Below are 26,143 nucleotides of genomic sequence, written 5' to 3' on the forward strand. Positions count from 1 at the left end.
TTGCTCAGTGGCCGCCTGAGTGCTCAGTGGAAGCCGAAGTATCGGGCCAGTCGGCTTCGCTTCTTCGGCTCGGGAGTTGGAGCCTCAGCAGTTGGAGCCTCAGGAATTTGAGCCCGGGGGACTTCCGGCGCGTCGGTGAAATCAGGTTGAGGGGGCTCAGCTGCGACGGGTGTCGGGGGCTTCGGTTCCCTTGCCTTCGGTTCTGTTATCGGTGGATCTGGTTCGGGCGCAACAGCAACCGGTTTTGCCGGCGGAACGGGTGTCGGAGCTGATTGTGGGATCTCAACTGGTTCGGGTGCTGGAGGCTTGGGCTTTGCCTGCTGCGCCTGCTCAGCCTGCTCAGGCTGCTCGGTTGTCGGCACCGTCGCCTTCGGGGCTTCCGACTTCTGGTGAATCTTGAATCCCCACAACAGGATTTGAGTCTTGTCGAGATCGCCCTCGTGCGGCGCACCCGTGTATCGGAATCCCAGCCATTCCGCGTTGGCGGCCTCGGCGAACTGCTGGGGGTGGAACGGCAGTGCTTGCGGATCGGGCAAAATGCCTGGGGGGTAACGCAAGGGGTGCTTGCCCGACCAGTAGGGCAACTCCCAAGTCTGTGGGATGCCGATGTTCTCGACGATGTCGATCGGGAGTGCGCTGAACGAGCGTCGCAGTTGGCCGTTTTCCCAGATGGCAAAGGACCCTTGCGCGCGGTCGGGTGACGAGCTGACCAGGAAGGTGAGCGGCGCGTGCGGCGAAAGTAGCCAGGACTCAGGAAGTTCCGACGGAAGGCACGCGCTCAACTCTGCGCTGGCGACGACGCTGATGTTCTCGTAGGTGCCGATGAAGAGATAGCCGGGTTGTACGGTCGCAGCGATCGACAGCGGGTGTGGGCCGAGAGACTCGAACTCTTTGCCGGGGTGTAGTCGCTGCGCGATCGCGAGTGCCGCGGCCTGGTCGGGCTGCGGGTACAAACTCAGTTCAGCGCGAACGTCATTGTTGTCGACAAACCAAATTGTTGATACACGTGCAGCCACCGATCGCCCTCTCTCCTGAACCCTCGCTGCTTAGAAGAATACGACGAATCGGCCGGTAATCTTGCCTCCGGTCCGCTCCGGGCGGGAGCGTCAGCGGCCGCTGCTACGCACACCGAGGAGAACGTCGTCCCATGACGGAAGGGCGGGCTTTCCGCGCTTGTCCTTGGTCGACGATTGTTGCGGCGCTGCCTTGGGCGTGACGTCTTCGGCAGGTTCCGGGGTTTCTTCTTCTATCTGCGGCTCGGGCTCGGCTTCGACCTCTGCCTTGACCGTCGGAGTCTCCATGCGAGCCGGCGTCTCTACGCTAGTCGGAGTGTCTACCCGAGCCGGGATTTCCGCGACTGGGGGTATTTCGGTGACAACCGTGACAGCGTCGTGAGTCTCGGCTTCAGGGTTGACTTCTTCGTCCGGTTCGAAGTTGTTATCGATCCGTGACAGTTCGGGACGCTCGAAGACCACCGGTGCCAGACCGCGCAGTGGGCGGCCGAAATCCGGATCGATCAAGTCGAATGCAGTGTCGTCGAGCGCGACGATGGTTCCACCGTGCGCGTCCGGCTGATAGCGCCAATGTGCGGCGTTGGTGCTGCGCCCGGCCTGCCATTGCAGCTGAGCCACCCAGTGATTGTCCTCGTCGCGCCAGGCATCCCACGTGGCGTCGTCGATGGTGTGGCCGCGGGCACGAAATGCGTGAGTCACGATTTCTGCGAGCGTCGGCACGGTGGGTCCGTTGTCACGGATCGGGTGCCCACCCTGCGCCATTTCTGCTGCTCGGGAGCGTTCGAGAAGGACGGGGTATGCGTAGCGCTCGACCTTGCTGACCGGGATGCCGGCTTCCTTGGCGACCTGCTGGACGGAAGCGCCGGATCGGATACGGGCCTGGATTTCGCGGGGGCGGAGCTGGCTTTCGTTTTCGATCTCGATCTGGCCGAGTCGAGCTACATCACCCCGGCACGCTGCGCGCAGTTTGTCGTCGGCAGGGAGTCGAAATTTTTGGCCGGTTTCGGCGTCGGCGCACACCACATGCGATCCATCGGGTTCAAGTCCGATCACTCGAAGCTCTCGCACATTGACCTCCCTTATCGCGCCGGCTCGCGACTTTGCGCCGCAGTCAACTGTAATTCATTTGTGATGACCAGCCCGGCAGGACACTCCCGGCAGACCGGTCGCGTACGGATATCAACGCAATCACGCCGCCGGCCTCGACTCGCGGATGGAGTCGAGGCCGGCGGCGTGATACGAGAACTACAGGCGTGGCTCAGCCGAGCTGCGAGACGACCCAGTCGATACTCTTGGTGAGAGCGGTGACATCTTCGGGGTCGATGGCCGGGAACATGCCGACGCGCAACTGGTTGCGGCCGAGCTTGCGGTACGGCTCGGTGTCGACAATTCCGTTGGCGCGCAGGATCTTTGCAACCTCGGCTGCGTCGACGTCGTCGTTGAAGTCGATGGTGCCGACAACCTGCGAGCGGTGTGCCGGATCAGCGACGAACGGCGTTGCGAACTCGCTGGCCTCGGCCCAGTTGTACAGGCGTGAGGACGAGTCGGCGGTGCGTGCGGTGGCCCAGTCGAGGCCTCCGTTGCTGTTCATCCACTCGATCTGGTTGGCGAAGAGCAGCAGCGTTGCCAGTGCCGGAGTGTTGTACGTCTGATCCTTGGAGCTGTTGTCCACGGCGATGGGTAAGGACAGGAAGTCGGGGGTCCAGCGTCCCGAATCCTTGATCTCTGCGACACGCTCGAGGGCGGCCGGGCTCATCAGTGCGATCCACAGCCCACCGTCCGATGCAAAGCACTTCTGCGGAGCGAAGTAGTAGATGTCCGAATCAGCGACGTTGACGGGCAGTCCGCCGGCGCCCGAGGTGGCGTCGATGGCGATCAGGGCGTTCTCAGAACCGGCGGGGCGGGAGACGGGGATCGCAACACCGGTCGAGGTCTCGTTGTGTGCCCAGCCGATGAGGTCGACAGACGGGTCGGAGACCGGTGCCGGTGCGCTGCCCGGATCAGCGGAGACGACGATCGGGTCACCGATGAACGGGTTGGCCTTGGCGACCGAAGCGAACTTGGAGCTGAACTCGCCGTTGGTCAGGTGCAGCGACTTCTCGCGGATGAGGCCGAATGCAGCGGCATCCCAGAACGCGGTGGTTCCGCCGTTGCCGAGGACAACCTCGTATCCCTCGGGGAGGGAGAACAGGTCGGCGAGACCGGAACGAACGCTGGCGACAACGTTCTTGACCGGCTTCTGGCGGTGGCTGGTGCCGAAGACCGAAGCGCCCACGTCGACCAGGGACTGCAGCTGCTCGGGGCGAACCTTGGAAGGACCGCAGCCGAAGCGTCCGTCAGCGGGCTTGAGATCGGCGGGGATGATCGGGGCGGTAGCGTCAGCCATTGGTCAGTGCGTCCTAAACGTCGAGGAACCTTTGCCGGGTTAGTTTAGACGGCTGCGGTGTCGTAGTGGACGGTCGAGGTGCTGCGGCGAGTGTCGAAACGCTTCGTGGGTCCGCAAAATGAGACCCCACCACGCATGAAACAAAAGCTCGAGTACAAGCCGGATGGCGAAAACTTGTTCCTTTGCTATGCGATCTGGAATGTCAACGGCATCTGAATTTTCAGATGCCGTTGACACGCAGAGAGCATCGCGCTCCCAATAAATGAGAACCGTCGTCCAGGGGAAGTGTTCCTACATTCAGCGAATCAGATTGAGGCCATTCCAGTTTCGAGTGAACTCCACGCCCTCGGCCAGCATCGCCGGCATGCTCGGATTCTTGATGTACTCGATGATCGTGCCCGGCATAGCCGCGGACTCGATGTAGGCCACGCTCGTGGATGACGTAGCCCCGGTGAAAACCACGGACAATCCACGCTCGGTGGCTTGGGCCAACTCCGCATCCAAGTCGTCGGTCAATCGCGCAACATGATGCAAGCCGATAAATTTCGTACCGTCGGCATTGTGGTAGGGCGAGGGACCTTCGCTGAGTACCTCGATCAACTCGACCTGAGTGCTTCCCGAGTACGCGAAGGCCGCGTTGATGACGATGTCGATATCTTGACCGCGATGGTTGCCTGCCATGTCGAGGTTGCGATAGATCTGCCATGGTCCGACACCGCTCTCTTCGAACCAGGCGTGTACCGCTTCGTCCAGGTTCGACACGAGATACCCAATTTGCATGAACGGTTCGATCGCCTTGTTTTGTGTCATAGCGAGCCACCTTCGTGCCCTTCCGGGTTTGCCGGTGCGGTCATGAGATGGCCGCTGAAATCGCCGACCAAATCGAGCAGCGAGTAGTCGCGGGACGTGAAACGCCATATCCCGCCTGTGCGCTCGAACTCGTCGTGGTACCGCCCGGCGGCGACTACCTGCAGCGGCAGTGCCGAAGTTGCTTGCAGCACAGTGTAATAGGAACGGCACGTCGCACGCCCGGCCTCGTCGTCGATCTCGAGGATGGGATTGGTGATGACATGTTTGGTGCGCGGCGTACCGTCGGCATGGATCTTTATGTTGGTACGCCACAGGTTCAGCAGGCCGGACTCGTCGAGTGCGTCGCCGCTACGGGTACGTATGGTCGCGTGCCGGAATAGCGCCGCGGCTTCTTCGAGTCGACCCCGGTCGATGTTCTCGGCGTATCGGTACAAGAGGTTCGTTATCTCAGTGGCGGAGTTACTCAATTTCCAGCCAGCTCTCTGGTGCAGGGTTGATGGTGTCAGTCGAGGTCCTCGACTGTTGCCATCGGGTACGTGACGGTCTCACGGTTTTCGCACCGATCGACAATGATGATGTCGGCACCTCTTCGGCAAAAGACACTGCGTGAGGCCGCCCTTGGTCTCGTGTGGCTCCGGCGATCAGTGCAACTTTGCCTTCGAATTCGTCCATGAAGGTCCCTCTTTGTCGTGTGGCAGTGAGCCGTACTCGAATCAGTAAGCCAAAGGCTGTGGCTGGAGAGTCGGTGCATCTCGACTATCGAGATGGAGCAGGGCTGAGGGGCGTTGACCCGCACGTGGGGCGCGGGTCAAGGCCCATCGGGACCGTTGCCACGGGTTTAACCCGTTTGGGCAGACGCAGTGCAGGCGCACATGTTGATGCGAGTCCCTGATGCGATATCTCGTTCTTCGAGATGGCGCGTCTGGTCGTTCAGTTGCGGGACGAGTATGTCGTAATCAGCTGACCCGACCGAGAGGACATTATGGACCTGAGTGTGGAGCAATTTCGACTCGATGGGCGCACTGCTTTGGTGACCGGTTCGGGCCGAGGGGTAGGAGAAGGTATCGCCCGTGTTCTCGGAGCCTGCGGAGCAACAGTCATAGTGAACGATTTACACGCCGACAGGGCTCAGTCGGTCGCCGATGCCATCATCGCCAGCGGAGGATCGGCATTTTCGTCGGTGTTTGACGTGACAGACGCCGCCGCAGTGGAGCAGGCGATAACTGCGCTGGCCGACGACGGGGCCTCCGTCGATATTCTTGTTCACAATGCGGGCATCCCTGACATTGGCGCACGCCCGAATCAATTTGTCGACATGCCGGAGGCGGATTGGCAGCGGCAGATCGACCTCAACCTGTCTGCGATGATGCGAGTCGTCCAGGCGGTACTCCCTGGTCAACTCGCGAACGAGTGGGGCCGCATCATTCAGATATCCTCGGGTGCATCAACGCGAGGTCTTTCCATCGGGGTCTCGGCGTACGGTGCCGCCAAAGCAGGTTCGGAAGCGTTGATTCGACACCTCAGTGTCGAGTGTGGTTCGCGCGGAGTAACCGCGAATGCGTTGGCGTTGGGGATGATGGAGGGCCTCGGTGATGTTGACGACCCTGCGCTGGAGAGGATGATCCGTCAGATTCCGATCGGCAGGCTCGGTCGTGGCGCCGATGTCGGTGCAGCGATCCTCTGGCTTTGCAGCGAGGCAGGGGGCCTGGTCAACGGGCAGGTTATTCATCTTAACGGTGGAACGGTATTTGGACGCTAAACACATCGGCTGATAACCAGCCGAAATCCGCCCATGCCCAACAACATCATGTGCACCCGCTCGCCGCGGATGCCTGCCGACTTCACCCACCGCGAACATGAGCTCTCCCGCGTCGGTCTATCGCCCACATCCGTGTGCGCACGCCGGACAGTTCCCGGCAGTTGAAGTTACTGATACGGCGACGTATTGGCTGGCGGTCTCGACCACGGTCGGCCAATACGGACAGTTCTAACCCAGCTTGAAAGCGCATTGACATGACGCACCAGGGAGAGACCCGAGCGCGCTGCGGACAATACGGCATCAAGCGCGACGCAGCTGTAGTAGCCGATCAGCTCGGTCCGCGAACTGCTTCTACGGAGTTCTCCTGACGGCGATCTTGCTTGGGCAGCTCACGTCGTGGCAACACCGATGGATTCTGTGACTCTAGTAGAGCCGTGAACAGCTCTGTCGGACAACGGTCTTGGAGGGCGGCCCTGTGACGGCTGTTCAGTTCGTTCTCGACGGCCAGCAGATGCTCCGGCGAGTGGATGGCGAGGTCCGTCCCCTTCGGGAAGTAGTCACGCAACAGTGGACTGGACCCCGAAAGTTGAACACCGAATCTAGGTATCCTTCTTCAGGGAGTAGCCAGATGTACTCGAAAAGCACGCTGAGTCACTCCGACGCCGTGTCGGCGCTCACCGTCAACTCCGTGCGCTACGCCAGCGCCGACAATCGCCTCGACATCGGAGCCAGAGCTGTCACGGAAAGTGGGCCAGAACCTGAATTTTGATCCCTTTCCGGCATTTGAAAATTGGCCCCTGCATGCGTTGATGCGATCAGGTCCCGGTGGTCTGATCGGTCATCGGACGGCTGAGATCACGATCCTCGAGGCGCTGTCGCTTTTGAGGGAAATGACATCTGCGTGATGGGACAGTCTGTCGATCATCGCCGCGGCCACGACGTCGTCGCCGAATGCCTCGCCCCATCTGCTGAACGGTTTGTTCGACGTGATGATCAACCTGGCCCGTCCGTACCGGCTCGAGACCAATTGGAAGGCGCCCCCAAGCACTTCGTGCAGGGAGGTACCCCCAGTTCGCTGCCTCCGCTTCGAACGGGGTGAAACCGACCTCGTCGACGACGAGCAGCGGGTGCCGCCCGAGCTTGATCAATTCCGCTTCCAATCGTCCTGCATGGTGGGCATCGCAAGGTGTGAAACCCATTGAGCTGCAGTAGAACAAACGAACAATGCCCGCCCTGGCAGGCGCGGATTGAGCGGTCCCAGTCGATGAGTTCTGCAATCACCGTTGTGGGCATTGTCGGAAACTCGTGGAGCAACTCCCGAATGCGGGGTTCGGCGACGTAGACGATCGAACCAGATTTGGCGCGTTGATATTTCGGTGGTCCGTCGGCAGCCAGCGCCGAGCGGACCGTGTTGCGGGAAACGCCCATCAGGCAGGATCGGCGGTCAGGGGTCAATATCGAAGTGCTGCACCTTGATCAGTGTTCACGTGCTGTCGATAGCTCTGTCATTCGTCGAGGACAATGCCATCAACGTCCCGGAGTGACATCTACGGCGATTTCTATATGTGTGACATGAATGTAGCTTCGAGCCTCGGGACCGCGCAGTCGCACACTATGTATGGGAGGGCATCCCCATTACGAAGACGAGGGCCATGCCGAGGTCGAGGTGTCGGCACCCAAGGTGAATCGAAGTTGCCGCGAGTAGCCGGAGAGCTTGCGCCCGCTCGCGCGTTCCCACGCATCCTCCATCATGCTCAAGTGGACGGACATCGTCTCGGCAATCCGGTTGGGGTCGCCAGAGCTGATGGCTGCGAGCGTTTCCGTATGGATTTCGAGCGTCTGTTGGATCTCGTTCTCGGGGGATTGCACCGGGATCACGTGCCGAGCGATCTCCAGTTCCTGCATGAGGCTCTCCATCTGCTGGTAGATCACACTATTGTGCGTCGCGTTGGCGATGGCGAGGTGAAAACGAATGTCCAGGCTTCGAATGCTCTCGAGATTGTTGGCGCTTCGTTGCATGGCAAGAACGTCGTGGATGGCATCGTAGTCGCGCTCATCCATCCGGATGCTTGCGAAAAGGGCGACTGGGGGCTCGAAGAGACGCCGAGCTTCGAGCACTCGCGCAACGTCGCTGAAGTTCGGAAGCTCGCGGTTCGGAGCTATCAGGTCAACTGGCACGATGCTCGATCGGACGTGGGTGCCGCTCCCTGCGCCCTGACCCGAAGTGATCGTGACGACGTCGGCGTCCGCGAGTGTCCGAATCGCTTTCCGCACCGACTGCCGGCTCAGCCCGAAGCGTTCGGAAAGCGCACGTTCTGAGGGGAAGCGATCGCCGGGGCGCATTTCACCCTGACTGATCGCGCGTGCGAAATGGTGCACGAGCGCCGATGCGCCGGCTTGGGGCGCATGACTGCGGATGGTGCTGTCAGCGATGGCTCAACCTCCGTATTTGTCTGGATCATACACAATGCCAATTATGGTCCTTGACACGAACCATAGTTGGTGACTTAATAGCAACCGCGCGCCGGATTGTGTGGCGGTGATCACCATCCAGTCCAAAGGAGACGTTGGTGTCATCAACAACGCGAATGGCGAGCATTGGTCGCGCCGAGGGTCGACATGGACCCGCTCCGAGATTCCCGGGCGACCGCATCGAGACGTCTGAGGAGAGTATTCATGCTGAGTCCCGTTAGCTCCCCGCTATCGCCGGAGCAGTTCCGTGCGCAGTTCCCTGCGCTCGAGGAATCCCCGCATTTTGCAAGTTGCAGCCAGGGTGCTCTATCGGACCACCTCGCGCATACGATGCAGCGTATGACTGCCGGCCTGCTAAGTGAGCCAGCGCCGTGGGGCCTGTGGGTGCGGAAGGTTGAAGACTATCGTCGGCTCGCTGGGCGGCACCTTGGCGTCGATAGCGAGAATGTCGCTGTGCTGTCGTGTGCCTCCGAAGGGGCCTTCCAAGCGGTGTCTTCGTTGAATTGGGATTCAGACAGAAATCAGTTGGTGACTTCTGATCTCGAATTCCCCTCGGTGGGGAACGTGTGGCGGGCTCAGCGCGAACCGATTGACGTCGTGAACGTGGCAGGGGTCGAAGCCGCACTTCATGCCGAAAGCTGGATACCGCTGATTACCGAACGTACGAAACTGGTGTCCATACCGCTGGTCAGTTACATAAACGGTACGCGGCCGGAAATCGAGAAGGTCATCGCCCACGCACACTCGGTAGGTGCATTGGTATTCGTCGATGCCTATCAAGGCGCGGGAGTCGTCCCATTCTCTGCGAAGGATCTCGCATGCGACTTTCTCGTCACGGGGAACCTCAAGTACCTGCTCGGGCTTCCTGGAATTGCGATGCTCTACGTGCGTGAATGCGACGTTGTCGAACGAGATGCTCAACTCACTGGCTGGTTTGGTCGCGTAAACCCGTTCGGCTTCGACGCTGAACGAGTCGACTACCCGAGGAATGCACGCCGCTTCGAAACTGGCACGTATCCGATTCCCTCGGCCTACGCCGGGATCGCGGGGTTCGAGATGATCAGTCAGATTGACCCCGCAGAGAGCTGGAGCCACATCGTAGAACTGCGAGAGCAGCTCGCTGATGAGCTCTCCCAGCTCGGATTCCGCATCGACTACCCCTCGGACCCCGCGCTTCGTGGCCCGGAAGTCGCGGTTCTCGCGAATGATCCCGATGCGATCGCTGCACAGCTTGCAGCTCGGGGGATTGGCACCTCGCCGCGGGGACAGCGGCTCCGGTTGTCGCTCCACGCCTACTCCGCGAGCCGCGACATCGAGAAGTTGAGTGACGCGTTGCGCTCGGTACAGGGAGAGGGATTGGCGTGAGAGAGGGTGAGCTATTGACCGGCGTCGATCGGGTATTTCCGAGCGACGCAACAAGTTTCGGCTGAACAGGGAAAAACCATGGCAAACATTGAGCGATACGCAACTGGAAGCATGTTCGAGGATTTCGCCGGCTACTGTCGCGCGGTGCGCAGCGGAGACCGCGTGATCGTCAGTGGCACGGCTCCCTCAGCGCCGGATGGAACCAACCTCGGCGACATTGACACGTACACACAAACTCGGATGGCAATTGAAGCTGCGCTCTCCTCCGCTGCACAACTCGGAGGAAGCGCAGAACGGACGCTGATCACGCGGCTCTACCTGGCGCCAGAGGCCTCCTGGGAGGAGGCATCCCGGGCACACAGCGAGGTATTTGCACTTGCGCGACCAGCCAACACCACGCTTTACGTGCATCGGCTCATCCCTCCAGGTGCGCTCATCGAGGTCGAGGTCGAATGCGGCCTCGGCGACACCTCACTCAGCATTGACAAGGAGTAACGCACATGACCACCACAGGGATTCGACCAGAAGTTGCCATTATCGGTGCTGGAGTGACCGGCATGTCGACGGCCTGGCATCTCAGCCGGCAAGGCGTCCGAGTGCTCGTGTTGGACAGTGTCGGCGTGGGATCCGGCATGACCGCGATTCAGCCGGGTGGTGTTCGTACACAGTGGGCGAATCCGGACACGTTCACGCTCGCAACGGAGGCGCAGGATTTCTACGAGGATTTCGTAGAAAGAACCGGCGCGTCAAAGGATCCTGAGCTCGTCCACTGCGGGTATGCATTCGTCGCATCGAAGCCGGAGACGCTTGAAGCGTTGCGCGCGACGGTTGATTCACAACGTGCGCAAGGGGTCGACGCAAAAATGCTGACGCCCGAAGAGCTCGGGGAGATGATTCCGGGTCTTGCCGTTGATCAGATCCTTGGCGGGTCCTTCAACGGTTCTGACGGGTATTTGAACAGTCCTGGCGCACCGGTGGCCGGCTTTGCTGACGGCGCAGTTCGGGCCGGAGCGGAAGTGCTCATCGCGGCAGTTGAGCGCATTGAGAGAGTCTCTGACGAATGGAAGCTGCATTTGGCATCTGGAGAGACTGTCTCCGTTCCAAAAGTAGTCATCGCGGCCGGAGTGAAGAGCGCCACGTTGCTCGCGACACTCGGCGTCGATATCCCGCTGACCGCTGAACCGCGACACATTTTTTACAGTAACCCGATCGGAGACCGTCTAATCGAGCCGCTCGTGGTGTTCACGGACGAGCACTTCGCGGTGAAACATCTGGCAGACGGCAGCGTTCTCGCATCTGACTTGTCCCCGCTCGACGAGGGCGCTGATACGACTGAAGCCGCAATGCGGGCGAAAGTGGTTGCCAAGGGAAGCCGATTGGTCGAGACGCTCTCGTTCGTGCGGTTTCCGGTCATGGTGACAGGCACCTACGACGTCACACCGGATCAGCAGTTGCTTCTGGGCGCAATCGGCGGGTTGCCGGGGCTCGTTCTGGCCTGCGGCATGAACGGGCGCGGAATGATGCTCGCGCCCGCAGTGGGACGAGTCGTCGCAGAAGCAGTGATCAACGGTGACAACTCGACGGTCCCGGTGAGCATGCGCCCCGATCGCTTTGCTGATGGCGCAGCCGGAATACGCGAGCAGATGGTGATCTGAGAATCCCGAGCCGTGTGGGGTCCGTCATTTACCCGTCGGCTGCCGTGAACGAGCCATATCGAAGGAGATATGCACAATGAGTCAACAGAACACCCCCATTGCAGCCGACACCCTGAGTATCGATATCGGTGTCGGAACGCTCCGAGATGCCGCGGGGCTCAGTGAAGCGGAAGTTCAACTTCGACGCAATTCGCTCTCTGTTCACGGAGTGGGAAAGGCCTTCGGAGAACGGACCCTGTTCTCGGATGTAACCCTCTCGGTGAGCCGGGGCGAAATTCTTGGACTCATCGGTCCGAGTGGAACCGGCAAGAGCACCCTTCTGAGGTGCATGAACCTACTCGAGGTCCCTTCCTCGGGCGAAGTTCAGCTTGCCGGCCAAACGCTCTTCAAAGAGCGGACGCTGTTGAACGCGCGTGAGCTCATTGTGCTTCGCAGGTCCCTGGGGATGGTGTTTCAGCACTTCAATCTCTTCCCGAATATGAATGCGCTCGAAAACGTGGTGCTCGCCCAAGTACGGGGGCTCAAGCGTAGCCGCGCCGAGGCAGAGGCTCGAGCGGTGGACCTGCTGACGCGAGTCGGACTGAAGGACGCGATGCGCCGAATGCCTTCCGAACTCTCAGGAGGCATGCAACAGCGCGTCGCGATCGCCCGCGCACTCGCACTCGATCCGAAAGTCCTTCTCCTTGACGAGCCCACCTCGGCCATCGACCCGGAGCTGCGCATCGAAGTGCGGTCGGTGGTTTCGGAGCTGGCAGAGAGCGGCGTGACGATGGTGCTCGTGACCCACGAACTCGATTTCGTCAGGAAAGTCGCTACGAAGGTTGCGTTTCTGGCCGACGGAGGTGTGGTCGAAGAGGGTTCGGTGCACGAGGTCCTCAGCGAACCTCAGCACGAACGCACCCGCCGCTTCCTGAATGCTGTGACCGGGTAGGTGGCCAGATGACGATCGAAGGCATCATAAGGGCGCTGATCCAAACCCTGCTGGTCTGGAGCGTATCGCTCGGAATCGCGCTCGTACTAGCCGTACTCGTCGCGTACTTCAGAATGTCGCGGAGACGAGTCTTGCGCTGGGTGGCGATCGTGTACATCCGTGTGTTGCGAGGCGTCCCTCCATTGTCGTGGATGTTCCTGTTGTACTTCGGCATTGCCGTGAACGGCATGACCCCGACCCTTGCGGCAATCGTGGCGTTGGGGCTGGTGTACACCGCATATATGGCGGAGGTCTATCGGAGCTCCATCGAATCTGTAGCGGGCGGAGTCTCGGAAGCCGCGACCGCTCTCGGCCTGAGCAAGGTGCAGGCCATGCGGCTCATCGTCATCCCGAGCTCTGTGCGCCTGATGATCGGGAACGCGAGTTCGATCGTGATCAGCGTTCTGAAGGAGTCGTCACTCGCCTCGCTCATCGGCGTCGTCGAACTCACGAACTACGCTGCGTCCGCCGTTCAGATGAGCGGCGACGGCATGGTCGTTTATCTCATCGTCGGTTCGATCTATCTGGTGCTGAGTTCCGTCGTGGGCGTCACGTCGCGGTTCGGCAGCCGGCCGGCCAGAGCAACGGTTTAGGGAGTGTGAACATGCAAATCATCGAAGCAATGCTCCCAGCTCTGTGGGTGAGCCTGCAGCTGACGTTTTTCATCGCGATCATCGGCTTTCCGCTGGGAGCCGTCCTGGGGTTCGGAATGTATCTCCTGCCGAGGTGGGCCGGAGGAGTGCTCTGGGTCATCACGGAAATCGGGCGCGGCTTCCCCGCGCTGGTTGTGGTGTACTTCGTCGCGTTCGGCTTGCCGAAGGTCGGATTCGTCCTTCCGCCGTTTCTGGCAGTGGTAGTCGCGCTCACTTATACGACTGCTTCGTACACAGCAGAGACATTTCGGTCGTCGCTCGTCGCCATTCCGGCTGGTCAAACAGAAGCCGCACGTGCGGTCGGACTGGGAACGATACAAACGCTCTGGTTTGTCACCGGGAGACAAGCACTGCGGATCGCGCTCGCACCGCTCGTGGGATTTCTCATCCTGGTGTTTCAGGGAACAAGCGTCGCTTACAGCGTCGGCGTTCCTGAACTCATGTCCGTTGCGTACACAGATGGTGTCGTCGAATTCACTGTCGGCCGTTACCTTCTCGTTGGCGCAGCCATGTATTTGATCGTCAGCCTGTTACTCGAAAGCCTGATCGGCCGGATAACCAGTACACGCGGGCGCAAGTCGAGGAGACGAGGGTCTCCGGTTGGCGGGCAACTGCCTGTGCTGCCTGGAACTCCGAAAGCGCCGCCGGAAGCTTCCCTCAGATCACACACCGTTTCGTAGCACCTTAGGAAAGGACCATCTCATGACTGACCCAACTTCCCGCACCCGCAGGCATCGGATATCGCGCAAAGCCGTTGCAGGCGTCTTGAGTGCTGGTCTGATCGCGGCAGTGTCGGCGTGCGCATCAGCAGCACCGGCGGTTCGGGCCGACTGCACGCCTGAATGGACATTCCCGACGGTGCGGGACGGTGTCATTTCCGTCGCGGCTGTCAACAATCCTCCGATGATCAACATCGACCCCAACTCGAGTGACGCAGAGGGGCTCGAAGTCGACATTCTCGAGGGTTTCGCCGACGCTGCGTGCCTTCCGCTGAAATTCAACCGTGTCACCGGCGCGGCTGCGGTCGCCGCGATGAGCGGAGGGAAGATGGATATCGGCGCGGGAGGCTGGGGCATCACGGAAGAACGCGGAGAAACCATCGGCCAGCTTGACGAGCCGACCGTCTTCAATCCCCCTGCGATTCTCTCGAACAAAGGGATATCGACAATCGCCGAGATGGATGGCGTAAAGATTGGAGTCGAAGGTGGCTCGCTGTACCAGGAAAAACTTGAAGCGGAGTTCGGCAAAGACAATGTCAGCTCCTATCAGACCGTCGATGCCGCCGTACAAGACATGGTGGTTGGTCGTATCCAAGCAGCCTATGGCGACAGTACACAGTTGGCGCAGGCCGCTGCAGCGAACGGACTCGATGTGAAAACGGACCTCCACCTTCAAAAATCTGATCCGAAGTTTGAAGAGTTGACCAAGATGACGCTCGTCAATCTGCCGTTCACGAAGTCGAACACCCAGCTCGGGGCGGCACTCAACCAGTACGTCTCAGGCCTGCGGGAATCAGGCGCCCTTACGTCGATCTTGCTCCGCTGGGGACTCACCGAGGGAAATGCGACCGGGGAATTCTGAGTGTTCGCCGGCATCGGAATGAGGGGGGCATGAAACTCGTGGTCTTAGTCAAGGACGTGCCCGACACCTCCGGGGAGCGGACGCCGAGCGAAGAAAGTCGGCGAATTCTGGGGTCGCAGAGGCCGCCGATGAGGGGCGGCACCACGGGTAACTCCCGTGTTCGTTGCCGATCTACATGGCGACCACGGACGTGGAACAACGTTCTGTTCCAGCAGATTCCGGCCGTGAAGGATGGACGTTCATTGTCCTAGGCAGCAACTCGACATAATTCAACCGGCCGGGTACCTCGTAGCGAGGTACCCGGCCGGTTGAATTGTGCTGCGGAGAAACTTACGAGTGGCTGATCTGATCCCAGCCCTCGACGGACTCGGGAGTACGCGGTGCCGGGCCGGTGTAGATGGCTGCCGGGCGAACCAGTTTGCCGAGGCGCTTCTGCTCGAGGATGTGCGCACACCAACCAGCGGTGCGGCCACACGTGAACATGGCAGGCATCATGTGCGCGGGAACCTCGGCGAAGTCCAGGATGACGGCAGCCCAGAACTCGACGTTGGTCTCGATCGCGCGATCGGGACGACGCTCACGCAGTTCTGCCAGCGCTGCCTGCTCGAGAGCTGCGGCAGCTTCGTAGCGGGGAGCATTGAGGCGCTTCGCGGTAGCGCGGAGCACGCGGGCGCGGGGATCTTCGGCGCGGTAGACGCGGTGCCCGAAGCCCATCAGCTTTTCCTTGCGGTCGAGGATTCCCTTGACCAGTGCGCGGGCGTCGCCGGTCTTCTCGGTCTCTTCGATCATCGGGAGCACGCGGGCCGGTGCGCCGCCGTGCAGCGGGCCGGACATCGCGCCGATGGCGCCGGACAGTGAAGCGGCGACGTCGGCGCCGGTGGACGCGATGACGCGGGCCGTAAAGGTGGACGCGTTCATGCCGTGCTCGGCTGCCGAAACCCAGTACGCGTCGATTGCCTCGACGTGCGCGGGATCGGGCTCACCCTTCCATCGGACCATGAAGCGTTCGGTGACCGTCTTGGCCTCGTCGATGCGCTTCTGCGGAACTGCCGGCTGGTAGATGCCGCGAGCGGACTGCGCGACGTAAGACAGGGCCATGACGGACGCGCGGGCGAGCTGATCGCGAGCGGTGTCGTCGTCGATGTCGAGGAGCGGCTCGTAACCCCAGATGGGGGCCAGCATCGCAAGTCCGGCCTGGACGTCGACACGGACGTCACCGGTGTGGATGGGGAGGGGGAACGGCTCGGCCGGCGGCAGGCCGGGGCCGAAACGGCCGTCGACGAGCAGTGCCCAGACGTTGCCGAAGGTCACCTTCTGGCCGACCAGGTCTTCGATGTCGACGCCGCGGTAACGCAGTGCGCCGCCGTCCTTGTCAGGTTCGGCGATATCGCTGGTGAAGGCTACGACGCCTTCGAGTCCGCTCACAAAATCGTCCGGTATTGCTGCGCTCGCTGCCATTCTCGTGGACTCTCCTCGTTCGAGTGCGCCAGGTCTTCAGTCGCACTGCCTCAGCTTCCGTGACTGCGCCTCGGTGCTCGCAGGGATGAGCACGCACCGTGTTTCGTACTGCGCAATCGTCTGGTCCCGATTCGGCTGCTGTCGCTGGTGCGGCTCGCGGTTCGGATCGGGTCTAGCCACGGCAAACTTTAGCGCGTCCCGAGTAGTCGGTGGCCGGTTGGTACCCGGGAGTAGCGTTCTGGGCTGTGTCGAAGGAACGTCAGGACCCGGTGGTGGTGAACAGTGAACTCGCTGCGATGCGTGTGGGGTACCCGCAACCAGGCAGTGAATCGGAGGCCGTGCACGATCGGATGCGCGTCGAGTTGGACGTGAGTCAGGTTGCCGACGGTTGGTTGCCGCTGATGCGTCAGTGGCTGTTGGATGCCGTCGAGGCGGATGCGCCGGAACCGAATGCGATGACGCTTTCGACTCTCGGCGAGGACGGTCACCCCGCGTCGCGGACCGTGTTGTGCAAGGGGCTCTCCGAGGAGGGGGTCCTCTTCTTCACCAATTACGGTTCGGACAAGGCCAGGCAACTCGACGCCCATCCGTATGCGTCGGCCAATTTCACCTGGCTGACCCTGGCTCGCCAGGTCACTGTTCGAGGTGCAGTCGAGCATGTGAGTCCGCAAGTGACGCAGGAGTATTGGCGAACCCGTCCGCGAGGATCGCAGCTCGGAGCGTGGGCGTCCCATCAGTCGCAGCCCGTCGAATCACGCGCCGTCTTGGACGAACAACTCCGTGAGGTGGCCGCACGCTTCGGCATCGACGGAGAGATTCCCGTGCCGCCGCACTGGGGCGGGATTCTGATCCGGCCGGAGTCCGTCGAGTTCTGGCAGGGCCGCGCCAACCGTATGCACAATCGGGTCCGCACCACCGTCGTCGACGGTCAGTGGTCCGCAGTTCGTCTCCAACCGTGAGGCGGGTTCTCGCGGACACGACTCCGCTCGAAAATCTCGACTACCGCCGCCTGTGGACCGCCGGCATCGTCACCGTTATCGGCGCCCAGCTCAGTGTTGTGGCTGTTCCGCAACAGGTGTACGAGATCACGCGCAGTTCGGCCTATGTCGGTCTGACCGGAATCTTCGGTCTCGTCCCGCTGATCGTTTTCGGGTTGTGGGGCGGTGCCCTCGCCGACGTGATGGATCGGCGACGGCTCCTGATGATCACGTCGATCGGACTCGGCGTCACGTCGGTGCTGCTGTGGATACAGGCGGCGCTCGGTGTGAACAACGTGTGGCTCGTGCTTGTGCTTTTCTCCGTGCAGCAAGCGTTTTTTGCGGTCAATCAGCCGACACGCGCGGCGATCATTCCGAGGTTGATACCGGGTAGGCAGCTGCCTGCTGCGAACTCGCTGAACATGACGGTTGTGCAGTTCGGCGCGATCGCTGGTCCGATGCTTGCCGGAGTGCTCATTCCGACTGCTGGGCTGCAATTGCTGTACCTGCTCGACTCGATCTTCCTGCTCGCCACACTGTGGGCGGTGTGGAAGTTGCCGGCGATTCCGCCGACAGGCACGTCGCGACGGGCCGGTCTGAGCGAGGTCCTTGGCGGCTTTGCCTATCTGGCCACGCAGAAGGTGCTGCTCGCTTCGTTTGTCGTCGACATCATCGCGATGGTGTTCGGGATGTCGCGGGCACTGTTCCCGGAAATCGCGCACGAATCGTTCGGTGATCCCGTCACCGGCGGCTTTGCCCTCGGACTGTTGTTCGCCGCGATGTCGGCGGGAGCCGTTCTGGGCGGCGTGTTCTCGGGCTGGCTACCGCGGGTGGAGTACCAGGGGCGTGCTGTCTTGATCTGCATCGCGTTGTGGGGACTGTCGATGGTCGGTTTCGGTGTGGCCGTGTACTACGCCAGTCCCGGATCCAGCGTGCTTCTGCTCTGGGTGGCGGTCGCGTTCCTCGCGGTCGGTGGCGCCGTCGACATGATTTCAGCGGCGTTCCGCAGCACGATGCTCCAGCAGGTCGCGACGGACGACATGCGTGGTCGACTGCAAGGTGTCTTCATCGTGGTTGTGGCGGGTGGTCCGCGTATCGGCGACGTGGTGCACGGCGCTGCTGCCTTCCTGTTCGGAACGGGGGTGGCGGCGGCAGGCGGCGGCGTTTTGGTGGTAATCGGCGTTGTCGTGTCGGCGATCATGTTCCCGACATTCGTCGCTTACAGGGTGGGACGCGCCGTCTGACGTCCTAGTATGTGGGCGGTTTGTGGGGGAAACTGATTCCATGACGCAACCGCACAGCACGGGCAAGGGCGGCTTCGAGATCCGTGGTGGAGGTTATCGCGCCGAAATCGCGGCAGCCGGTGCAGGTTTGCGATTGCTTGATCACGAGGGGCCGTCCGGCAAACGTGCGCTCACCGAAACCTGGGAACTCGGATCGAAGCCGCCGCTGTCGGCCGGTTTGGTCCTGGCGCCATGGCCCAATCGGATTCGGGACGGGCACTTCATGTTCGACGGTATCGAGCATCAACTCGAGATCACCGAACCGGTCCTGAACAACGCCAGCCACGGGTTTGTGCGTCGTCGCAATTGGAACCTCGTCGATCACACCTTCGATCGCGTCGAACTGTCGGTGGACGTCGGCCTGCACAAGGGCTGGCCGTATCCGCTTGCGCTGTCGATCGTCTACGCAGTGGACGAAACAGGATTGACGGTCACCCACACCGCGACCAACAAGGGCGCCACTCCGTCGCCCTTCGGACTTGGCACGCACCCGTTCATCCGCGTCGGTGATGTCCCACTCGACGAGTGCTCACTGCACCTGGCAGCGGGAACACGATTGCCGATCGATCCGGAGCGGATGCTGCCGAACGCGTATTCGCAGGCCGTCGAGGGCACGGATTTCGATTTCCGGACCCCGCGCCCACTCGAAGGTGTGCAGCTGGACACGCCGTTCAGTGCATTGGACGTGGTCGACGGTAGTGGCCGCACACAGCACGAATTGCTTGCGCCGGACGGGACCGGGACCGCACTGTGGACGACGCGCGAGTTTCCGTGGATTCAGGCCTTCATCGCGGATCCCGCAAACGGTAAGGGCTATCCCGACCGCGGTCGTGCTCTGGCGCTCGAACCGATGACATGCCCACCGGACGCCTTCAACTCGGGAATCGACATGTTGATTCTCGGCCCAGGCGAAACGTGGTCCGGCGTGTGGGGGATCCGTGCACTTTGATCCGGAGGATCGTGCTCTGTGATCTTGGGATCCAGCGCTGGGTACTGTGATCCGTATCCCAGATAGTGGGAGGCTGTAACAAACGGCTGCGAAGTCTCGATAGTCGCGATTTGCCGAACACCGTTCGATTCGGCGGCACATTTTGCGCGGTGGGGCTGGATCTGTGAGGCGTTGCGCGAGAAGGAAAGTCCAGATCAAGGCCATGTGCGAATCCTGAAATGCGAGCTGGAGCACAGTACTTCGGCGCTCTGAAACCTGTTGCAGTTTCGGGGTATATGTCCGACACTGATCGACGTGCAAAACCCCCGTGGAGCGACCCTCCCTGGGCGCGTTGTGTTCGGTGCGACTAGTTTCTAGTTGATCGTATGTAGTTACTCGTTGGTTTGAGCTTGAGAGGGATCCTTCGTGCCCGCTGACAATGACACAAAGCCCACGCTTACTTACCCCGGTGGTGAGCACACGATGTCCATTGCCAGGGCAACCGAGGGCAATGACGGCATCGAACTGGGAAAGCTGCTGGCCGATACGGGGTACACCACCCTCGACCCCGGCTTTGTGAACACCGCATCCACCAGTTCCGCAATTACCTACATCGACGGCGAGAAGGGAATCCTGCGCTACCGCGGATACCCCATCGAGCAGTTGGCAGGTAAGTCCACCTTCATCGAAGTCAGCTACCTGCTGATCTACGGTGAGCTCCCGACCGATGCACAGCTCGAGTCCTTCACGGACCGCATCCGTCGCCACACTCTTCTGCACGAAGACCTCAAGCGGTTCTTCGACGGATTCCCGCGCAACGCACACCCGATGCCGGTTCTTTCCTCCGCAGTCAACGCACTCTCCGCGTACTACCAGGATTCCCTGGATCCCGAGGATCCGGAACAGGTGGAACTCTCCACGATTCGCCTTCTCGCGAAGCTGCCGACCATCGCGGCCTACGCATACAAGAAGTCCGTCGGACAGCCGTTCCTGTACCCGGACAACTCGCTGAACCTGGTCGAGAACTTCATGCGCATGACGTTCGGTTTCCCGGCCGAGCCGTACCAGGGTGATCCCGAGATCGCCAAGGCACTCGACATGCTGCTCATCCTGCACGCAGACCACGAGCAGAACTGCTCCACGTCCACCGTGCGCATGGTCGGCTCTTCCGACGCGAACCTCTTCACCTCGGTGTCCGCCGGCATCAACGCACTGTGGGGCCCGCTGCACGGCGGCGCCAACCAGGCCGTGCTCGAGATGCTCGACGACATCAAGGCAAACGGCAGCACCGCAGCCGAGTTCGTCCGCAAGGTCAAGAACAAGGAAGACGGCGTGAAGCTCATGGGCTTCGGGCACCGCGTCTACCGCAACTACGACCCGCGCGCCGCGCTGGTCCGCGAGACCGCGCACAACATCCTCGGCAAGCTCGGCGGCGACGACGAACTGCTCAATATCGCCATGCAGCTCGAAGAGGCCGCCCTCACGGACGACTACTTCATCGAGCGCAAGCTGTACCCGAACGTCGACTTCTACACGGGTCTGATCTACCGCGCGATGGGCTTCCCGCCCCGCATGTTCACCGTGCTCTTCGCCATGGGCCGTCTGCCCGGCTGGATTGCGCACTGGCGTGAAATGCACGAGGATCCGGCTACGAAGATCGGCCGCCCGCGCCAGATTTACACCGGCTACACCGAGCGTGACTATCGGGATATAACCACCCGCTAGCCCCTGCCCACAATTTTCGCCTCAACGAGGAGGACCCATGAGTAGCAAGCCCGTAATCGAGTTCCAGGAAGGCCCCGCGCCGACCGATCTGGTCATCAAGGATCTGGTTGTCGGAGAAGGCGCCGAAGCCGTTCCCGGTGGCACCGTCGACGTTCACTACGTCGGTGTCGAGTTCGAGTCCGGTGAAGAGTTCGACTCTTCCTGGAGCCGTGGCGAGTCCATTCAGTTCCCGCTTCGTGGCCTGATCAAGGGTTGGCAGGACGGCATCCCGGGCATGAAGGTCGGCGGACGTCGCCAGCTCACCATTCCGCCGGAGCTGGCATACGGCCCCGCCGGTGCAGGGCACCAGCTTTCCGGCAAGACCTTGGTCTTCGTGATCGATCTGCTGGAAGCCAAGTAATTCACTGTGCGCCTTTATTAACCCCCCGCGGTTAATAAAGGCGCACAGCACAAGCAGCCCCGCACCGTCAGGTGTGGGGCTTTCTTGTGTGGTCAGTGCGCCGTCTTTCGTCGGTAAAGCCAGTTCGACCACACAAATCCCACGGCGGCGATGCCCACGCACCACGCGAGCGCGATCACGGCACTGTTCCCGATCGGCGTGCCCATCAGGAGTCCGCGCACCGTCTCGATGATCGGGGTCACCGGCTGGTGACGGGCAAACCCCTGCAGCCAGGACGGCATGGTCTCGGCCGGTACGAAGGCAGTGCTGATGTAGGGCAGGAACATGATGGCGAAGGTGAATCCGCTTGCTGCCTCCGGGTTCTGGGCCAGGAGCCCCAATGCCGTCGAGAGGTACGACATGGCGAATACGAAGGCGACGATCACGGCGGCGACGCCGAGCCAGCGCAACGGATCGCCGGTGGGCCGAAATCCCATGATCAGAGCGACGACGATCACGATCGCCGTCGTCAGGACGTTGCGGACGACGCTGGCCAGTACGTGCCCGGTCAGGACGGACGATGGTGAGATCGCGAGCGTCCGGAAACGGTCGATGATCCCGTCCTTCATGTCGCTCGAGACGCTGACGGCGGTGGTGGAGGCACCGAAACCGGCACACAGCAGAATGATGCCTGGCACGACATAGTCGATGTACTCGGTGCCGGTATTGATAGCGCCGCCGAAGACGTAGACGAACAGCAGCATGAGCATGACCGGCAGGGCTATCGCGGTGATCATCGAATCAGGGCTGCGGAGAACGTGTTTGAGATTTCGGCGAAGCATCACCGAGGAGTCGATTGTCATGGTGGAGGTCATCGAACGCTCGCAATCTCGGGTTGGCCCGATCCGGTGAGTGCGAAGAACACGTCGTCCAGATCCGGAGTGTGAACGGAGAACTTCTCGACAGTGATCGACGGGTCGTCAATCGAGTCGAGGATGGCTTTGATCGACGGCACCGTCCCGTCGGAAGGGATGTGCAGGGTCAGAATCTCGGCATTCGAATGTGCTTGCGGAAGTGACGCCGCGGCGAGATCGAGTTGAGCGAGGTTCTCGAATTGCAGCGCGACATGGCCGCCCGGAACCAGACGTTTGAGTTCGTCCGGTGTTCCCTCGGCGACCAGACGACCGCCACTGAGCACACCGACGGTGTCGGCCAATTCGTCTGCCTCGTCGAGGTATTGGGTGGTGAGGAAGATCGTGACACCTGAAGCCGTGAGACCACGAACTATCGACCACATTTCGTGGCGGCTTCGCGGGTCCAGGCCGGTGGTGGGTTCGTCGAGAAAGACGACGTCCGGTCGTGCAACGAGGCTCATCGCGATGTCGAGTCGTCTGAGCATGCCGCCCGAGTAGTCGCCCGCTCGCTTGTCACCGAAATCCGTCAGGTTGAACTGGTCGAGCAATTCCTCGGCACGGCGACGGGAGTTCTTCCGGCCCAGGTGATTCAGCTCGCCCAGGAGGGTCAGGTTCTCGGAGCCAGTCAACAGTGTGTCGACGGCCGCGTACTGCCCGGTGACGCTGATGCGTCGGCGAACGTTCTGTGGATCGCCGGGAAGCGAATGACCGGCCACAGTGACCTCGCCGGCGTCGAATGGAATGAGGGTGGTGAGAATTCTTACGGCCGTTGTCTTTCCGGCGCCGTTCGCGCCGAGGAGCGCGTACACCGATCCGGCCGGGACCGACAGGTCGAGTCCGCCCAGAACCTGTTGATCGCCGTAGCGCTTGCGAAGTCCGCGGACCGAGATTGCGGGGATCGTTCCTGACATCGAGACCTCCAAGTGAGAACTGTGTATGGCATAAACTCGTGTTTGTAGCGTACACAGTTCTAGGATGAGGGCAAGAGCAAAGAGTGGGAGCTGTATGGATGGCGGCGCGCTACCGAGGGCGGTCGAACTGGCCTGGGGACTGGATCAGCCTGGAACGCGGGGTCCCAAGAAAGGGCTCAGTCTCGAGCAGATTCTCGACACCGCGATAGAGCTTGCCGACGCTGAAGGTGTCACGGCGCTGTCGATGGGCCGGGTGGCCAAGTCCCTCGGATTCACGACCATGTCGCTCTATCGCTACGTAGCGAGCAAAGACGAACTGATCGAACTGATTTCGGATCGAGTGATCGGCCCACCGCCGGTAATTCCCGACGGAGTGTCCTGGCGCGCCAAGCTCGAAGTGTGGGCGAACCACGAGTACGCCACGATGCTGAGTCGACCGTGGTGGCTCAAGCTGCCCATCACGGCTCCACCGACCGGGCCCAACAACATGGCGTGGCTCGATGCGGGCCTGAGCGCGCTCGACGGGGTCGCTCTGAGTGCTGCGTCGAAGTTTCAGGTGGTGACCAACGTGTCGTTGTTCGTCATCGGCCGCGCCCGATTCTCGGCCGACCTGGCCTCGCGGTCGGCACAATCGGCAGACGACGACGTCGCATACGGTGCTCTCATTGCTCGTGTCATCAATCGCGAGGACTTTCCCTACCTCAGTGCCGCAATCGAGGAGGGTGGTTTCGAGGACGGCAGCCCGGAGGGTGAAGCAGCCGGCGATGACGCTTTCGATTTCGGTTTCTCGCTGGGCCTCCTTCTTGACGGAATCGAGAAGCTGGTGCAGCGGTCAGGACACCAGCGCGGCGGCACTGACGTCGTCGATGATCAGGTCGGTGATCAGCCCACCTCGTAGTGCGCCCTCCAGCGCGGGCAGTTTTGCTGTTCCGGCGACGATGCACACGCGCCTGGCGACCTTCTCGAAAAGGTCCAGTCGTGGGCCGCTCGCGCGCTCGTTGAGTTCGATTCCGCGGTAGCTCCCGTCTGACCGGAAGAACACGGTTGCGATGTCGCCGACTACTCCGTCGCGTCGAAGTGCTTCTGCTTCATCGGGTTCGAGGTATCCGGCGGTGTAGACGTGACTCGGGACGTTGCCGCCCGGTACGCCGATGCTGAAGACTGCCAGGTCCATTCGCTTTTGCATGTCCAGTACGCGTTTGATACTTCGTTCGCGCCACAACTGCTCCCGGGTCTCCGGGTAGTCGAAGAATGCGGGGACCGGAAATCCTTGGGGGAGAGCGCCGTAGGCGTCGGCGATGGTTCTGATGATGTCGCTGGCGTACGAGATTCCGGTGGTGCGAGTATTCGCGGCGCCGTTGAGTTGCACGACGTACGAGTTGTACGTGCGTTTGGGGGCAAGGTGCTTGCTGACTTCACTGAGAGTGGTTCCCCAGGCGATCCCCATCACCATGTCGCTGTCGAAGAACGACGCCAGTAGCCTGCCGGCAAAAGTCGCGACCTTCTCGAGGCGCTCGAGATCTCCCACCAGTTCCGGGACTGTCACCACGTGGGCACGTACCCCGTATCGCTCCGAGAACTCACGCTCGATGCGGGGTGCTTGGCCGTGTGGGGTGCTGATCTTGATCTCGACGAGTCCGGACGTGCGCGCATAGGTGATCAGTCGCGAGACCGTGGATCTGGATACGCCCATGTCGCGGCCGATGGCGGCCATCGTCTGATCTTGGAAGTAGTAGAGGCGCGCGGCCTGGACGGCGTCGGAGATGCGAGGGTCCGCGGGGTCGGAGGTCGGGAAGTCGGAGGTCGGGGATTCCATGGCATTGTCCTGTCTGCACGTTCGTGCACGAGCGCTGAACCGAATCTTATCGGAGTAGCACCTGGCCGCCGCACTCCCGCGCGACAATTCCCTGAAGCGTATCTGTTACCCGCATTACGGTGCGGAAATGCCCGGTTTGCACGTATGTGCACTGGCTATGCATGAATGTGCAACTGGCCTTAGGCTACGGATGCAGCAATCCAAACTATGACATGCATCACAATTGAGTGAGGGTGGGATGGAGAAAGCCAAGCGATTAGGGCTCCCCGGCGAGTTGGCAGCCGAGTTCGCAGGAACGATGATCTTGATCTTGTTCGGCGTCGGAGTTGTGGCGCAGGTGGTGTCCGGCGGGAGCGGCGGAGGGCTCGGTGGGCATGACAGCATCGCGTGGGCCTGGGGCCTGGGTGTCATGTTCGGAATCTATGTCGCCGGCCGGGTGACGGGTGCTCATCTGAACCCTGCCGTCACGTTCGCCTTCGCGATCTTCCGGGGATTCTCCTGGCGCAAGGTACTGCCGTACACCCTGGCGCAGACCGCTGGAGCCTTCGTCGCCGCGTTGATCGTCCGCTGGAATTACAACGACATGCTCAATGCAATTGATCCCGGACACACGACCGCCACTCAGACGATCTTCTCGACCATGCCCGGAAACGGAACGCTCCCGGTCAGCCTCGGCTCGGCGCTGATCGATCAGATCATCGGCACCGCCATCCTGTTGTTCCTCATCGTTGCAGTCACCGATTCTCGGGGAACTCCGCCGCTCGCGAATCTCGCGCCGTTTGTCGTCGGATTGATCGTGGTGGGAATCGGATTCGCCTGGGCGACCAACGCGGGCTACGCCATCAACCCGGCGCGCGACTTCGGCCCGCGACTGGCGTCGTATCTCACCGGCTACGGAAGTGCGTGGCGGGATCAGTACGGGAGCTTGTATTTCTGGGTGCCCATCGTGGGACCTCTGATCGGCGCTCCGATCGGAGTGTTCCTCTACGACAAGCTGGTTGGACGATTCCTGCCTGACGACGAGTCTGCAGAGAAGGCGATCGAGGAGCCGGCGACGATACCGGCGTGATCGCGAATCAACATCTCTG

At 61.4% G+C, this 26,143-nt stretch carries 26 protein-coding genes and 3 pseudogenes; 16 read left to right on the forward strand and 13 right to left on the reverse strand.

Annotated elements, in window-relative coordinates; translation table 11 throughout:
* Window positions 1-23 precede the first annotated feature (23 nt).
* The 5 genes from CJ178_RS26605 to CJ178_RS26625 all read right to left on the reverse strand — a co-directional run bounded on the left by CJ178_RS26605 (window position 24) and on the right by CJ178_RS26625 (window position 4,676).
* The gene (locus CJ178_RS26605; protein ID WP_072782607.1) at window positions 24-1,016 is read right to left on the reverse strand and encodes a DUF6928 family protein; all 993 of its coding nucleotides are present in this window, start codon (window positions 1,014-1,016) and stop codon (window positions 24-26) included.
* A gap of 90 nt (window positions 1,017-1,106) precedes the next feature.
* Window positions 1,107-2,081 carry a septation protein SepH gene (gene sepH / locus CJ178_RS26610; RefSeq protein ID WP_095888373.1) on the reverse strand — a complete coding sequence of 325 codons (975 nt, stop codon included), beginning with the start codon at window positions 2,079-2,081 and terminating at the stop codon, window positions 1,107-1,109.
* Window positions 2,082-2,271: 190 nt separating this feature from the next.
* Complete coding sequence (serC, locus tag CJ178_RS26615) at window positions 2,272-3,399, reverse strand: phosphoserine transaminase (protein WP_033234102.1); 1,128 nt, start codon at window positions 3,397-3,399, stop codon at window positions 2,272-2,274.
* A 297-nt stretch (window positions 3,400-3,696) separates the two neighbouring features.
* Window positions 3,697-4,209, reverse strand: coding sequence for a VOC family protein (locus CJ178_RS26620; RefSeq protein WP_045069020.1), 513 nt, complete (start codon window positions 4,207-4,209; stop codon window positions 3,697-3,699).
* Complete coding sequence (locus CJ178_RS26625) at window positions 4,206-4,676, reverse strand: nuclear transport factor 2 family protein (RefSeq protein WP_045069022.1); 471 nt, start codon at window positions 4,674-4,676, stop codon at window positions 4,206-4,208. Before CJ178_RS26625 ends, CJ178_RS26620 begins: the two co-directional genes overlap by 4 nt.
* Before the next feature lie 527 nt (window positions 4,677-5,203).
* Here CJ178_RS26625 and CJ178_RS26635 point away from each other — a divergent pair.
* Together CJ178_RS26635 and CJ178_RS32900 are read left to right on the forward strand one after the other, a co-directional pair.
* A complete protein-coding gene (locus tag CJ178_RS26635) occupies window positions 5,204-5,968 on the forward strand; it encodes an SDR family NAD(P)-dependent oxidoreductase (protein ID WP_233366147.1) in 765 nt (254 codons plus the stop codon).
* A 628-nt stretch (window positions 5,969-6,596) separates the two neighbouring features.
* Window positions 6,597-6,737 carry a hypothetical protein gene (locus tag CJ178_RS32900; RefSeq protein WP_179300848.1) on the forward strand — a complete coding sequence of 47 codons (141 nt, stop codon included), beginning with the start codon at window positions 6,597-6,599 and terminating at the stop codon, window positions 6,735-6,737.
* A gap of 69 nt (window positions 6,738-6,806) precedes the next feature.
* Here CJ178_RS32900 and CJ178_RS26640 read toward each other — a convergent pair.
* From CJ178_RS26640 to CJ178_RS33750, 4 genes and pseudogenes are all read right to left on the reverse strand, one after another.
* Window positions 6,807-7,219: pseudogene (locus CJ178_RS26640) on the reverse strand (ATP-binding protein); the annotation flags it as partial.
* Window positions 7,211-7,399 (reverse strand): annotated as a pseudogene (locus tag CJ178_RS33390) (IS21 family transposase); the annotation flags it as partial. The pseudogenes CJ178_RS33390 and CJ178_RS26640, both read right to left, overlap by 9 nt.
* Before the next feature lie 204 nt (window positions 7,400-7,603).
* Window positions 7,604-8,029 carry a FadR/GntR family transcriptional regulator gene (locus tag CJ178_RS33395; protein ID WP_257013453.1) on the reverse strand — a complete coding sequence of 142 codons (426 nt, stop codon included), beginning with the start codon at window positions 8,027-8,029 and terminating at the stop codon, window positions 7,604-7,606.
* A 207-nt stretch (window positions 8,030-8,236) separates the two neighbouring features.
* A pseudogene (locus tag CJ178_RS33750) lies at window positions 8,237-8,311 on the reverse strand (GntR family transcriptional regulator); the annotation flags it as partial.
* 468 nt (window positions 8,312-8,779) lie between these two features.
* Here CJ178_RS33750 and CJ178_RS26650 point away from each other — a divergent pair.
* From CJ178_RS26650 to CJ178_RS26680, 7 genes are all read left to right on the forward strand, one after another.
* Window positions 8,780-9,805: an aminotransferase class V-fold PLP-dependent enzyme gene (locus CJ178_RS26650; RefSeq protein ID WP_179300849.1), complete on the forward strand. Its 1,026-nt coding sequence runs from the start codon at window positions 8,780-8,782 to the stop codon at window positions 9,803-9,805.
* Between the two features lie 78 nt (window positions 9,806-9,883).
* Entirely contained in the window at window positions 9,884-10,300 is a 417-nt protein-coding gene (locus CJ178_RS26655) for a Rid family hydrolase (protein WP_095888376.1), read from the forward strand.
* 5 nt (window positions 10,301-10,305) lie between these two features.
* On the forward strand, window positions 10,306-11,460 hold the full coding sequence (locus CJ178_RS26660; protein ID WP_095888377.1) for an NAD(P)/FAD-dependent oxidoreductase: 1,155 nt from the start codon (window positions 10,306-10,308) through the stop codon (window positions 11,458-11,460).
* A 76-nt stretch (window positions 11,461-11,536) separates the two neighbouring features.
* Window positions 11,537-12,391, forward strand: a complete 855-nt coding sequence (locus CJ178_RS26665; RefSeq protein WP_095888378.1) for an amino acid ABC transporter ATP-binding protein — start codon at window positions 11,537-11,539, stop codon at window positions 12,389-12,391.
* Window positions 12,392-12,399: 8 nt separating this feature from the next.
* Window positions 12,400-13,023 (forward strand): amino acid ABC transporter permease, encoded by a 624-nt coding sequence (locus CJ178_RS26670; RefSeq protein ID WP_095888379.1) that lies wholly within the window; start codon window positions 12,400-12,402, stop codon window positions 13,021-13,023.
* 11 nt (window positions 13,024-13,034) lie between these two features.
* Window positions 13,035-13,763, forward strand: a complete 729-nt coding sequence (locus CJ178_RS26675) for an amino acid ABC transporter permease (RefSeq protein WP_143547540.1) — start codon at window positions 13,035-13,037, stop codon at window positions 13,761-13,763.
* 22 nt (window positions 13,764-13,785) lie between these two features.
* On the forward strand, window positions 13,786-14,664 hold the full coding sequence (locus tag CJ178_RS26680; RefSeq protein WP_095888381.1) for a substrate-binding periplasmic protein: 879 nt from the start codon (window positions 13,786-13,788) through the stop codon (window positions 14,662-14,664).
* A gap of 330 nt (window positions 14,665-14,994) precedes the next feature.
* Here the strand turns inward: CJ178_RS26680 and CJ178_RS26685 are convergent, their stop codons facing one another.
* A complete protein-coding gene (locus tag CJ178_RS26685; protein ID WP_033234104.1) occupies window positions 14,995-16,122 on the reverse strand; it encodes a citrate synthase 2 in 1,128 nt (375 codons plus the stop codon).
* A gap of 245 nt (window positions 16,123-16,367) precedes the next feature.
* Between CJ178_RS26685 and pdxH the strand changes: the two genes are divergently transcribed.
* The 5 genes from pdxH (at window position 16,368) to CJ178_RS26710 (ending at window position 21,435) form a co-directional block, all read left to right on the forward strand.
* A complete protein-coding gene (pdxH, locus tag CJ178_RS26690) occupies window positions 16,368-17,081 on the forward strand; it encodes a pyridoxamine 5'-phosphate oxidase (RefSeq protein ID WP_045069790.1) in 714 nt (237 codons plus the stop codon).
* Complete coding sequence (locus tag CJ178_RS26695) at window positions 17,078-18,343, forward strand: MFS transporter (RefSeq protein WP_033234105.1); 1,266 nt, start codon at window positions 17,078-17,080, stop codon at window positions 18,341-18,343. The genes pdxH and CJ178_RS26695 overlap by 4 nt, the downstream gene beginning before the upstream one ends.
* A 40-nt stretch (window positions 18,344-18,383) precedes the next feature.
* Complete coding sequence (locus CJ178_RS26700; protein ID WP_095888382.1) at window positions 18,384-19,331, forward strand: aldose 1-epimerase family protein; 948 nt, start codon at window positions 18,384-18,386, stop codon at window positions 19,329-19,331.
* 405 nt (window positions 19,332-19,736) lie between these two features.
* Window positions 19,737-21,035, forward strand: coding sequence for a citrate synthase (locus CJ178_RS26705; RefSeq protein ID WP_033234107.1), 1,299 nt, complete (start codon window positions 19,737-19,739; stop codon window positions 21,033-21,035).
* A 37-nt stretch (window positions 21,036-21,072) separates the two neighbouring features.
* Window positions 21,073-21,435, forward strand: a complete 363-nt coding sequence (locus CJ178_RS26710; protein ID WP_019744913.1) for an FKBP-type peptidyl-prolyl cis-trans isomerase — start codon at window positions 21,073-21,075, stop codon at window positions 21,433-21,435.
* A gap of 92 nt (window positions 21,436-21,527) precedes the next feature.
* Here the strand turns inward: CJ178_RS26710 and CJ178_RS26715 are convergent, their stop codons facing one another.
* Window positions 21,528-22,289, reverse strand: a complete 762-nt coding sequence (locus CJ178_RS26715) for an ABC transporter permease (RefSeq protein WP_095888383.1) — start codon at window positions 22,287-22,289, stop codon at window positions 21,528-21,530.
* The gene (locus CJ178_RS26720) at window positions 22,286-23,239 is read right to left on the reverse strand and encodes an ATP-binding cassette domain-containing protein (protein ID WP_095888384.1); all 954 of its coding nucleotides are present in this window, start codon (window positions 23,237-23,239) and stop codon (window positions 22,286-22,288) included. The genes CJ178_RS26715 and CJ178_RS26720 overlap by 4 nt, the downstream gene beginning before the upstream one ends.
* Before the next feature lie 94 nt (window positions 23,240-23,333).
* On the opposite strand from CJ178_RS26720, the gene CJ178_RS26725 reads away from it, so the two are divergent.
* Window positions 23,334-24,137, forward strand: a complete 804-nt coding sequence (locus CJ178_RS26725) for a TetR/AcrR family transcriptional regulator (RefSeq protein WP_095888385.1) — start codon at window positions 23,334-23,336, stop codon at window positions 24,135-24,137.
* Here CJ178_RS26725 and CJ178_RS26730 read toward each other — a convergent pair.
* On the reverse strand, window positions 24,072-25,055 hold the full coding sequence (locus tag CJ178_RS26730) for a sugar-binding transcriptional regulator (protein ID WP_095888386.1): 984 nt from the start codon (window positions 25,053-25,055) through the stop codon (window positions 24,072-24,074). The genes CJ178_RS26725 and CJ178_RS26730 overlap by 66 nt on opposite strands.
* A 238-nt stretch (window positions 25,056-25,293) precedes the next feature.
* Between CJ178_RS26730 and CJ178_RS26735 the strand changes: the two genes are divergently transcribed.
* Complete coding sequence (locus tag CJ178_RS26735; RefSeq protein ID WP_045069052.1) at window positions 25,294-26,124, forward strand: MIP/aquaporin family protein; 831 nt, start codon at window positions 25,294-25,296, stop codon at window positions 26,122-26,124.
* The last annotated feature ends 19 nt before the right edge of the window (window positions 26,125-26,143 follow it).

The organism is Rhodococcus sp. ACPA4 (assembly GCF_002300185.1).
Lineage (GTDB): Bacteria > Actinomycetota > Actinomycetes > Mycobacteriales > Mycobacteriaceae > Rhodococcus_F > Rhodococcus_F globerula.